General features: G+C 42.8%; 9 protein-coding genes. 8 read left to right on the forward strand and 1 reads right to left on the reverse strand.

The window, feature by feature from the left end; genetic code table 11:
- Position 1 precedes the first annotated feature (1 nt).
- The 8 genes from holB (at position 2) to umoD (ending at position 7,610) form a co-directional block, all read left to right on the forward strand.
- Positions 2-991, forward strand: coding sequence for a DNA polymerase III subunit delta' (holB, locus tag WDV74_RS06075; protein WP_338885137.1), 990 nt, complete (start codon positions 2-4; stop codon positions 989-991).
- Positions 992-1,013: 22 nt separating this feature from the next.
- Positions 1,014-1,799 carry a metal-dependent hydrolase gene (locus WDV74_RS06080; RefSeq protein ID WP_338885138.1) on the forward strand — a complete coding sequence of 262 codons (786 nt, stop codon included), beginning with the start codon at positions 1,014-1,016 and terminating at the stop codon, positions 1,797-1,799.
- A gap of 53 nt (positions 1,800-1,852) precedes the next feature.
- Positions 1,853-2,203, forward strand: a complete 351-nt coding sequence (gene hinT / locus WDV74_RS06085) for a purine nucleoside phosphoramidase (RefSeq protein WP_047767386.1) — start codon at positions 1,853-1,855, stop codon at positions 2,201-2,203.
- A gap of 53 nt (positions 2,204-2,256) precedes the next feature.
- Positions 2,257-2,826, forward strand: coding sequence for a penicillin-binding protein activator LpoB (lpoB, locus tag WDV74_RS06090; RefSeq protein WP_338885139.1), 570 nt, complete (start codon positions 2,257-2,259; stop codon positions 2,824-2,826).
- Entirely contained in the window at positions 2,810-3,685 is an 876-nt protein-coding gene (locus tag WDV74_RS06095; protein WP_338885140.1) for a phosphotransferase, read from the forward strand. Before lpoB ends, WDV74_RS06095 begins: the two co-directional genes overlap by 17 nt.
- Before the next feature lie 39 nt (positions 3,686-3,724).
- The gene (gene nagZ / locus WDV74_RS06100) at positions 3,725-4,735 is read left to right on the forward strand and encodes a beta-N-acetylhexosaminidase (protein ID WP_338885141.1); all 1,011 of its coding nucleotides are present in this window, start codon (positions 3,725-3,727) and stop codon (positions 4,733-4,735) included.
- Positions 4,736-4,935: 200 nt separating this feature from the next.
- Positions 4,936-6,240 carry an NAD(P)/FAD-dependent oxidoreductase gene (locus tag WDV74_RS06105; protein ID WP_338885142.1) on the forward strand — a complete coding sequence of 435 codons (1,305 nt, stop codon included), beginning with the start codon at positions 4,936-4,938 and terminating at the stop codon, positions 6,238-6,240.
- A gap of 929 nt (positions 6,241-7,169) precedes the next feature.
- Positions 7,170-7,610 carry a UmoD family flagellar biogenesis regulator gene (umoD, locus tag WDV74_RS06110; RefSeq protein ID WP_338885143.1) on the forward strand — a complete coding sequence of 147 codons (441 nt, stop codon included), beginning with the start codon at positions 7,170-7,172 and terminating at the stop codon, positions 7,608-7,610.
- Positions 7,611-7,742: 132 nt separating this feature from the next.
- Here the strand turns inward: umoD and mfd are convergent, their stop codons facing one another.
- Positions 7,743-11,189 (reverse strand): transcription-repair coupling factor, encoded by a 3,447-nt coding sequence (gene mfd, locus WDV74_RS06115; RefSeq protein ID WP_338885144.1) that lies wholly within the window; start codon positions 11,187-11,189, stop codon positions 7,743-7,745.
- Positions 11,190-11,377: the final 188 nt, after the last annotated feature.

The following is an 11,377-nucleotide window of genomic DNA, read 5'->3' on the forward strand; positions in this document are numbered from 1 at the left end:
CATGAACTGGTATCCGTGGCTCAATCATGCATACCGTCAGTTAGTTGAACTCCACCAACAGGGGCGTGGTCACCATGCTATTTTGCTTCATGCTCATGCCGGAATGGGGGCTGATGCATTATTGTATGGTTTGAGTCGTTGGTTAATGTGTCAGAATAAACAGGGCATTAAAAGCTGTGGCGAATGCCACGGCTGTCATTTGATGTTAGCGGAAACGCATTCTGACTGGCATGTTCTTGCGCCTGAAAAGGGAAAAAATGTTATTGGGGTAGACGCAGTACGTCGGCTCAGTGAGAAGCTCTATGAATATTCTCAGCAAGGGGGTGCCAAAATTGCCTGGATCACATCCGCAGAATCCCTGACTGATGCAGCTTCTAACGCCTTATTGAAAACGTTGGAAGAGCCACCGCAAAACACCTACTTTTTGTTGCAATGTCAAAACCCTATAAATTTGCTGGCAACACTACGTAGCCGCTGTTTTCACTATTTTATTTCAGTGCCTGAACCTTCGATAGGACTTTATTGGCTCCAAAAACAGCTTCCTGCGATCTCCTCTTTAGATGCACAAACAGCATTGAAACTTTCTCAGGGAGCACCATTGGCCGCGGAGCAATTACTCCAGACGGAGAAATGGCAGCAGAGGAATTCACTTTGCCAGGCGATTGAACAGGCGTTGCATAAATGTGATACCCTGTCACTTTTACCCTTACTGAATCGTGATGATGTGCAGCAATCTTTACATTGGTTGATCAGCTTATTATCCGATGCAGTGAAATGGCGGCAGCAGGCGCAGAATTACTGTATTAACCAGGATCAGCAGGCTCTGATTCATTATCTTGCTGCTAGCCAAAGTGTAGAAACATTATTAAAGACAGTTAATGATTGGGTGCATTGTCGTCATCAATTATTATCTGTGGTGGGAGTCAATCGGGAATTGTTGCTAACGGAACAATTACTCAATTGGGAAAGGCAATTTTGTCCTGCACAATAACTTAGTTAGATACGAGCATATTATGTTTTTAGTTGATTCGCATTGTCATCTCGATTGCCTTGATTATGAAACGTTGCACCAAAGTGTAGATGATGTTGTGGTGAAAGCGGCCGAACGGGATGTGAAATATATGCTGGCGGTGGCAACCACGTTGCCTGGTTTTCAGCAAATGAAGGCACTGATTGGTAAACGGGAAAACGTAGCGTATTCCTGCGGCATCCATCCATTGAATTTGGATGAAGGTTACGATTTCGAAGAACTTGCCCGACTGGCTGCGGATGAAGACGTTGTCGCAATGGGGGAAACTGGCCTGGATTATTATTATCAGCAAGAAAATGCTGAACTCCAGAGAACTTCATTTCGCGAGCATATTCGCATTGGCCGTGAATTAAATAAGCCAGTGATTGTGCATACCCGTGACGCAAGAGACGATACGTTGATGGTTTTGCGGGAAGAAAAAGTCCAGGATTGTGGGGGCGTATTGCATTGTTTCACGGAAGATAAAGAAACGGCAAAGGCTCTGCTGGATTTGGGTTTTTATATCTCTTTTTCTGGTATTGTCACTTTCCGCAATGCCGAGCAGATCCGTGAAGCGGCAAGATATGTGCCACTCGATCGCATTCTGGTCGAAACCGATTCACCTTATCTGGCACCGGTTCCCCATCGAGGCAAACAGAATCAGCCAGCTTATGTACGTGATGTTGCTGAATATATGGCAGTATTGAAAGGCGTCAATATTGAAGAATTGGCAGCGGTGACAACCAGAAATTTTTGTGAACTGTTTCATATCAATATTAAAGAAAACTAAGTTAGTCGTGTCACACGGTGTTTTTAGGCCTCACAATAAACAGGAGAAGTAAAATGGCAGAAGAAACTATTTTTAGTAAAATCATCCGTCGAGAAATTCCTTCTGATATTATTTATCAGGATGATTTGGTCACTGCATTTCGCGACATTTCCCCGCAGGCACCAACCCACGTTTTGATCGTACCCAATGTATTGATCCCAACCGTTAATGATGTTACCGCTGATCATGAACTTGCTTTGGGACGTCTGTTTACTGTCGCAGCCAAAATAGCAAAAGAGGAAGGCATTGCAGAAGATGGTTATCGCTTGATCATGAACTGTAATCGCCATTCTGGACAGGAAGTTTTCCATATCCACATGCACTTAGTGGGTGGACGTCCATTGGGGCCGCTGTTAGCAAAATAATAACCTAATTTATGTATATCGGTACAAAGTAGTGATGTAACTGGAGTAGATTAATGAAAAGAATTCTCTTTGTTATATTATCGGCAATGTTGCTGGCGAGTTGTGTTGTTCCAGAAACACAAAAGCCTGCTCCTGTTACACCGGTGAAGCCAGAGAAAAAACCGGAACCGTCGGTAGGACCATCAGAAAAAGTTCCCCAGCCCCCTAAAATTCAATCTATTAATTGGGATAGCATTGTTCAGCCGTTAGTGGATCAGATGGTTAATGCTGATGGTGTGGAAACGGGAAAATTACTGCTTGTCGATTCTGTCAAGAATAATACGAATGGCTCATTGCGAACCCTGAAAGCTACAGATGCAATTACGAATGTCATCAGCAATAAACACACTTTTCAGGTTGTACCGAAATCCCAAGTCTATTCAGCCAGACAGGCACTAGGGTTATCATCGGAAGATAGCCTGGGGTTGCGCAGTAAGTCCATTGGATTGGCTCGTTATTTAAATGCCGATTATGTTCTCTATTCCGTTGTTTCCAATAATCATGGACAGCGTGATCTGGAGATGCAGTTAATGCTGGTTAAAACCGGCGAAATACTCTGGTCGGGTCGTGGTGACGTTAACTAATGGCGACGCTTTGCTCAGGGTGTTGTGTCAGTTATGGCCTGATATTCCCGCAGGCTCTTGGGAAATTAGGCCATTAACGGGTTTGACACAGGGAAGTTACTCTATTGCTAATACAGTGACAAATGAAGTGCGTCAGATGGTCGGACGCGTACAAACACCGCATAGTGAAATGCTTGGTGTGGATCGTCAACGAGAAAATCGGATTTTGCGGCGGTTATCTTCCATCGGTATTGCGCCTAAAGTCGTGTCTATGCATGGAACTTGGTTATTGCTTGAGTGGCTTACTGGTGCAAAAGTAAAACCCGATACACTGGGCCAGTCAGCTTTACAGCAGCCATTAGCCCAACTGCTTGCTCTTCTTCATAACCATTCTCCATTGGGTTATCCCTTTCAATTAAAAAAACAAATTGCATTCCAATGGCAGCAGATTGACAGAAAACGTTTATCTCCTCGTTGGTTACGCCTGCACAAATTTTTTATAACAAGTAGGATGCCCACTGCACTAAAAATCGCTCCGGCTCATATGGATGTTCACCCTGATAATCTATTAATGACGGAAAAAGGGTTAAAATTGATTGATTGGGAGTACGCTGCGGATGTCGATATTGGTTTTTCGCTGGCTGTACTATTCAAGGGAAATCAATGGGATGAAGTGCAGCAAAAAACTTTTTTAGATTATTATTGTACCCAGGCATCAGGATATTCAGATATCCACTTACTGCAGCAACAAATTAAGCAATGGGAGCCGTGGGTCAGTTATATGATGTTAATGTGGTATGAAGTGCGTTGGCAGCAGACAAGAGAACAACAATTTTTATCGCTGGCACATCCCTTACGCCAGGCTTTTAACCTGGCGTAGTGAATCTAATAACCAATTTAAAGAGAAGTGAGGAAGGCTATGGGGCCAGTAATGTTAGATGTTGTTGGCTATGAATTGGATAACGAAGAGCGTGAAATTTTACAGCATCCATTAGTGGGTGGCTTAATTTTATTTACCCGCAACTTCCACGATACAGCACAATTACGTGAATTGGTGCGCCAAATTCGCGCAGCTTCCCGCCATCGATTGGTGGTTGCTGTTGATCAGGAAGGTGGACGTGTTCAGCGTTTTCATGAAGGGTTTACGCGTTTACCTGCGGCACAATCTTTTGCTTGTGTACATGACATGCTTATGGGAGCACATCTGGCAAAAGAGTCTGGTTGGTTAATGGCATCAGAAATGATTGCAATGGATATTGATATCAGCTTTGCGCCAGTATTGGATTTAGGGCATAAGTGCATAGCCATTGGTGAACGTTCATTCCATGAAGAACTTGAACCTGCGATGGCAATGGCGGAAAAATTTATTCAAGGAATGCATTCTGCGGGCATGAAATCGACAGGGAAACATTTTCCGGGACATGGTGCCGTGACAGCAGATTCCCATAAAGAAACCCCACGGGATAATCGTCCTATGGATGCCATTAGTTGTCATGATATGGTGATTTTCCGCGATTTTATCCAACGTAATCTGTTGGATGCCATTATGCCTGCTCACGTGATTTATCCGCAGATAGATCACCGTCCTGCAAGTGGTTCACCCTATTGGTTGAAATCCATACTTCGTCAGCAATTAGGATTTACAGGGGTTATTTTTTCTGATGATTTGTCGATGGAAGGCGCCGCAGTGATGGGCGGTTATGCTGAACGGGCTAAAGCCTCATTAGATGCCGGTTGTGACATGATTTTAGTGTGCAACAATCGAGAAGGGGCAGTCAGTGTGCTGGATAACTTACCGATCATTGAATCACCTAAAGTCAAACAGTTATACCATCAAGGCAAACAATTTAGTTTGGAAGAATTACAGCAATCTGAACGTTGGCAAAAGGCTAATCGGGTGTTACAGGGTTTGTGTGAACAATTTTTGTGATTGATGTCTAATTAATCAAAAGAATTTAGTTGTGATTATTTTTGGTATGACCAACTGACCGGCCATGATATTCTGGAGATATTTTCAATATGAAATTTGTTTAGCTTGAAGTTATTTAAGGACGTTATTCAAGGTTTTTACGCAAAGAAACGAACTTAGCGCCTTACATAACATTATGTTGTATTTTCAGTGGGGTATTCATGACAACGCCAAAGACAAGAATTGTCATCATTGGTGGGGGCGCTGGTGGTTTAGAGCTGGCAACGCGTTTGGGACACAAATTAGGGCGTAAGAAAAAAGCCGAAATTACTTTGGTGGATCGCAATAATAGCCATTTATGGAAACCACTATTGCATGAAGTTGCCACGGGTTCTCTGGATGATGGTGTTGATGCATTGAGTTATTTGGCTCATGCAAGCAACCATTATTTCAATTTCCAGCTAGGCACACTCACGAATATTAATCGTGAAGGGAAGAAAATTACTCTGGCTGGGATCCGTAATGAAGATGGTGATTTGTTAGTACCAGAGCGTGAACTGGCTTACGACATTCTTGTTATGGCATTGGGCAGCCAATCTAACGATTTTGGCACGGCAGGTGTGAAGGAAAATTGTATTTTCCTTGATAACCCGCAACAGGCACATCGTTTCCACAATGAAATGTTGAACCTGTTCCTGAAATATTCTGCAAATCACAGTGCAGAAGAAAAAGTGAATATCGCGATTGTTGGTGGTGGTGCGACGGGCGTAGAGCTTTCCGCGGAACTTTATAATGCGGTGAAGCAACTTAACAGCTATGGCTTTGAAAGCCTGAATTCAGATGCACTTAACGTGACGTTGGTTGAGGCAGGGGAGCGTATCCTGCCTGCATTGCCGACACGTATTTCCAGTGCTGCTCATCAAGAGTTGACTAAGCTGGGTGTTAAGGTATTAACCAAGACAATGGTGACCAGTGCAGATGAGCATGGGTTGAATACCAAAGAGGGTGAGCAGATCAAAGCCTCCTTGATGGTTTGGGCTGCGGGAATTAAAGCGCCTGACTTTATGAAAGATATCGGTGGATTGGAAACCAACCGTATCAATCAATTGGTTGTAAAACCCACTTTGCAAACCACACGGGATGATCGTATTTTTGCCATTGGGGATTGTGCATCATGCCCGAAAAAAGAGGGGGGTTTTGTTCCTCCTCGTGCGCAGTCTGCTCACCAGATGGCAAGCCGTTGTTATGACAATATCCTGGCATTGTTGAATGAAAAACCATTGAAAGAGTATGCTTACAAAGATCATGGTTCATTGGTTTCATTATCCAAGTTCAGTACTGTTGGTAGCCTGATGGGGAACTTGATGCGTGGTTCAATGATGGTTGAAGGCCGTATTGCTCGTATGGTTTATATCTCTTTGTATCGTATGCATCAGGTAGCTCTGCATGGGTATATTAAAACAGGTTTGATGATGTTGGTTGGAGGAATTAACCGCGTTATTCGTCCACGCCTGAAGTTGCATTAATTAGCCCAAAAATGGCTCATCTTAAAGTAATTAGTTAAGGTGAGTCATTTACCTATTTATTATATTTATTATTATACATATCATAATTATTCTTCTCTAAAGTTAACTTGGTTATTTACTATAATGAATAAAACTGTATTTGAATAAAATTCAGGCTTCATTTTAATTTATTATTGTTATATACCAATCCTAACTTCAAGATGCATGTGATTTTTCCCCGCAAAGCGGGGAAAAATCGGGTTCCATATCGTGTTGCAAATTGCAACTTGAAGTTTAATGCGTATAGGTGATAATTTTTATAAATAATGAGCCATAATTATATTGATATGTTATACAAGAGTCATTTAATTGACTGAGTTATGTATATCTACCTAATAGATAATAAAATAATTTATCATTAGATTTAATTAATCGTTATAATAGAGCCTATTTTAGTTAGGTTACCTTGGTATTAGAATTTTGCGATAGCTTGTAGGATTAAGGCCCTGATAGGTATATCTTTTGTTTTTTTATTGTATGTGCTTTTTATATGGCAACTTTCATTGTGACAATTTATTATGTACTAACTCTTAATGAAATAGGTATATACGCATTAAACTTCAAGTTGCAACACGATATGAAACCTGATTTCTCTCCCGCTTTGCGGGGAAAAATCACATGCATCTTGAAGTTAGGTTGGTATAGAAGCTGTTTTTTCGTAAAGTCAACACTGAAACTATTCACAATAATAAATAATTACATGGATAAGTGCCTAATAATTTGCTGATTTAATGGAATAGGATTTTTCTCAATAATTAACTTGGCGCATTTTTAGCTTATTTAAAATAGTTGCGAAATATTCTTTTAATCAAATTGTGTGGAAAATTATTAATATATCAAGGTGCTATGTGGTTAAGCTAACGATAAGACAGTATGTAATGAGTTTTATAATGACTATTATCGCTATTGCCATCATTGGCATAGCCGCAACGTTTTATTTTGAACCTCCACGCCCCAGCGTTGCACATGTATTATCTGCGAAACCTATCCGATCAACAGTTGCTTTTCGTCAATCCTATTGTCATATTGCCATATTTCCCATTCCTTTTACCGTAAAAAATAGTGTGCATAATCATTTGATTAAATATGAATATCGGATTTTAACCCTCATTAATCATTTGAAAATTAATAGAAAATATCCTGCGCTAATCCACTCGGTGTTAAAAAACTGTATAGAGTTTCATTTTAAGAAACCACGTGTTGTTGCTTATGACGTAAATTATGTTATTGGTGAGCAACCAGGAAAAATCAGGATAGAATACAAACCTGATGACACTATTCCTTTAAATGAGAAAGGACAATTGATCCTGAAATCACATCCACAACAATGAGTTTTTCTAACTATTTAGTGGAGAGTAAAAACAGATTGCACTGTTTCTCGGTTAGTTCGCATTAAGGGGTAATTTGGCGAACTGGAAAAATAGTGCAATCGTGACATGACTTTTATCGCTTAAGTGGCTTGATTAGGCATCACTTTTGTGTAAATCGAAATTTTCTAATAATTGCTGGATAAACGATAAACGAGTGGCTCGTTCGGTTAACTCAGTAATAAATTTCAATTTATAAGCGCCATCCAAGCGGTAAATATGGGGCTGCGTTTGTAACAAATTAATGAGATAATTCGGATCGACTTTACTATGATGACCAAACTCAATAAAACCCCCTTTTTCATGTGCTTCAATACGTTTAATACCGAGTTGTCGGGCGATCAGGCGGATAGAAGCAGATTGCAGCAGTTGGCGTCCTGAATCGGGTAGAATACCAAATCGGTCAATAAGTTCGACTTTCAACTCATCCAATTCGGGATTATTTTGTGCGCTGGCAATGCGCTTATAGAAAGATAAGCGTATGTTGACATCTGGAATATAGTCATCAGGTAACAGCACAGGCATACGCAATTCTATCTCAGTCTGGTTATTGGTGAGATCTTCAAGCGAAGGTTCTCGCCCATTTTTCAGGGCATCAACGGCATTTTCCAATAACTCCATATAGAGAGTAAAACCAATGCTGGTCATCTGCCCACTCTGGTCTTCACCCAACAATTCGCCAGCTCCCCTAATTTCCAAATCGTGGGTAGCCAATGCAAAACCAGCCCCCAGATCTTCGAGAGATGCAATAGCCTCCAGCCGTTTTTGTGCATCGTTGGTCATGGCTTTTGGATGCGGTGTCAGCAAATAAGCATAAGCCTGATGATGGGAGCGCCCGACACGTCCACGTAATTGGTGTAATTGGGCCAGGCCAAAATGATCGGCACGTTCGATGATGATGGTATTGGCGCTGGGAATATCGATGCCCGTTTCGATGATAGTGGTACACACCAGAACGTTAAAGCGTTGGTGATGGAAATCCGTCATAACGCGTTCCAGATCACGCTCACGCATTTGCCCATGCCCTACAACAATTCTGGCTTCGGGAACCAACTCTTCCAGTCGGGTTTTTGCCTTTTCGATGTTTTCAACATCGTTATACAGATAGTAAACTTGTCCACCACGCAAAATTTCACGCAGGATAGATTCACGTACCACCAGGCTATCATATTCACGTACAAACGTTTTTACTGCCAGACGGCGGGCTGGGGGAGTAGCGATAATGGAGAGATCGCGCATACCACTCATTGCCATATTGAGCGTACGAGGAATTGGGGTGGCGGTGAGTGTCAGGACATCAACATTTGCCCGAATAGCTTTGATACGTTCTTTATGACGAACGCCGAAACGATGTTCCTCATCGACGATCAACAAACCGAGATCTTTCCAGCGCAGATCACTTTGCAGCAGTTTATGGGTGCCAATAATGATATCCACTTTACCTTCCGCCGCCATATCAATGACCTGTTGTTGCTCTTTTGCACTACGAAAACGAGACATAACTTCAATGTGCACAGGCCAATTGGCAAAACGATCACGGAAATTATCATAATGCTGTTGTGCTAATAAGGTGGTTGGCACAAGCACTGCGACTTGCTTATTGTTGATGACGGAGAGGAATGCGGCACGCATTGCGACTTCTGTTTTCCCAAACCCGACATCGCCACAGACTAGCCTATCCATAGCAATAGGTTCGCACATATCATCAAGGACTGCATTGATGGCTTGTTCTTGATCTGGCGTTGTGTCAAAGGGAAAACTTTGGCAGAACAGTTGGTACTGTTCGCGATCGTTCTTGAAAGCAAAACCCGGTTTCACGGCCCGTTGTGCGTAAACATCCAGGAGTTCGGCTGCAACGTCACGTACTTTTTCAGCTGCTTTCTGGCGCGCTTTATTCCATGCCTCTCCGCCCAATTTATGCAAGGGCGCACTCTCCTCAGCACCACCCGCATAGCGGCTGATGAGATGAAGGGAAGAGACTGGTACATACAACTTGTCTTCTCCGGCATAAGTCAGGATAAGATATTCTGCCTTAATGCCACCCGCTTCTAATGTTATCAGTCCCTGATAGCGGCCAACGCCATGTTCAAGGTGAACAACAGGTTGTCCATGCCGCAATTCAGCGAGATTGCGGATCAATGTATCGGTATTAATTGTGCGTCGGTTATCCTGACGACGACGGCTGACACGTTCGCCCAGCATGTCACTTTCACAAATCAGGGCGAGATTGTTATCTTCATCAATAAAACCATGCTCTGCGGCACCCACCATCAAATAATGGCCGAGATTATTGGCGTCAGTGAGCTGGTTTATTTTTTCCGGTTTGACTTTAATTCGGAACAACAATTCTCTTATGGATTCTCGGCGCCCTTCACTTTCCACTGAAAACACGATCTTGCCGCTGAATTGCTCTATGAAACGGCGTAATTTATCCAATGGCTCTTTTTGCTGTGCGGCAACCGATAAATCAGGCAGAGCCTGATAGGCTAAATTGGTATTCCTTGCTTTTTGGGGAAGGGGGGCATTATCAACTTCAATCCGAGGCCAATTTTTCAATTCCGAGAATAGTGTATTGACAGGTAACCAGAGCTGTTCGGGAGCGAGTAACGGGCGCATGGGATCAACTTTGCGGCTTTCAAAACGTTGTTTCGTATCTTGCCAGAAACGCTCCGCTGCACTGACCAAATTTTGGGTAATCAGCAGGGTATTTTCGGGCAGATATTCAAAGATGGCGGGTAAGGGGTGTTCAAAGAACAAGGGTTGCCAATATTCGATGCCGGCAGGGAGCATTTTTTTACTGACCTGCTGATAAATATGTTCAGCATCACGACGGACTTCGAACTGTTCGCGCCATTGGCTGCGAAACAGCTCAATCGCATCCTGGTCGGTTGGAAACTCATGGGCTGGCAATAAATTGATTTTTTCCACTTCGGCCAAGGTGCGCTGACTATCCACATCAAACGTGCGCAGGCTGTCTATCTCATCATCAAAAAAATCAATACGATAAGGATACTCACTGCCCATAGGGAAGAGATCAAACAAGGCACCACGTGTAGCAAATTCGCCATGTTCAAGTACCTGTTCAACACTGCGATAACCTGCTTGTTCCAGTTCTGCCCGCAGTTTATCACGTGAAAGACGCTGCCCCTTGTGCATGACCAATGCATGTCCTTTGAGATAATCGTGAGGGCAGACACGTTGCATCAAGGTGTTGACGGGAAGGATTAATGCCCCTTTCGTCATAAATGGTAAGTGATAAAGCGTGGACAGGCGGTTGGAGATAATTTCTTGGTGAGGAGAAAAACTATCGTAGGGCAAAGTTTCCCAATCTGACATCGTATTTATTGGTGCGTCGGTGAACTGTTGAATTTCATCACGCAATCGTAGGGCATTTTGCATATCTTTGGTCACCAGCAGTATTGGCCCTGGATGACGTTCAATGATTTCAGCACATTCAACGGCACAAGCGGCACCCGTCAAATGGCCTAAGTAGCGGGTATCGCCGCGGCTTTCAGGAAGTTGATAACGATATTTTGCTGACATAAGCGTTTGATGTGTTCTCTAAGATTCAGTCCATTCCCAACACATTTTTGCCCCAGTGGCCTTACAATAAATACGCTGGTAGGTTGAGAGAAAGTAAAAAAAACCACAGAACCGGGATACGGGTGGTTCCATAAAATATTGCTACCCTTTATTATCCCCGAACACTTTGCTTTGGCAACAGGGGCGTA

Source organism: Xenorhabdus sp. TH1, assembly GCF_037260955.1.
Classification (GTDB): Bacteria; Pseudomonadota; Gammaproteobacteria; order Enterobacterales; family Enterobacteriaceae; genus Xenorhabdus; species Xenorhabdus griffiniae.

Coding starts and splice junctions, on each gene's coding strand:
- holB (WP_338885137.1), top strand. CDS start 2: ATGAACTGGTATCCGTGGCTCAATCATGCATACCGTCAGTTAGTTGAA.
- WDV74_RS06080 (WP_338885138.1), top strand. CDS start 1,014: ATGTTTTTAGTTGATTCGCATTGTCATCTCGATTGCCTTGATTATGAA.
- hinT (WP_047767386.1), top strand. CDS start 1,853: ATGGCAGAAGAAACTATTTTTAGTAAAATCATCCGTCGAGAAATTCCT.
- lpoB (WP_338885139.1), top strand. CDS start 2,257: ATGAAAAGAATTCTCTTTGTTATATTATCGGCAATGTTGCTGGCGAGT.
- nagZ (WP_338885141.1), top strand. CDS start 3,725: ATGGGGCCAGTAATGTTAGATGTTGTTGGCTATGAATTGGATAACGAA.
- WDV74_RS06105 (WP_338885142.1), top strand. CDS start 4,936: ATGACAACGCCAAAGACAAGAATTGTCATCATTGGTGGGGGCGCTGGT.
- umoD (WP_338885143.1), top strand. CDS start 7,170: ATGACTATTATCGCTATTGCCATCATTGGCATAGCCGCAACGTTTTAT.
- mfd (WP_338885144.1), bottom strand. CDS start 11,189: ATGTCAGCAAAATATCGTTATCAACTTCCTGAAAGCCGCGGCGATACC.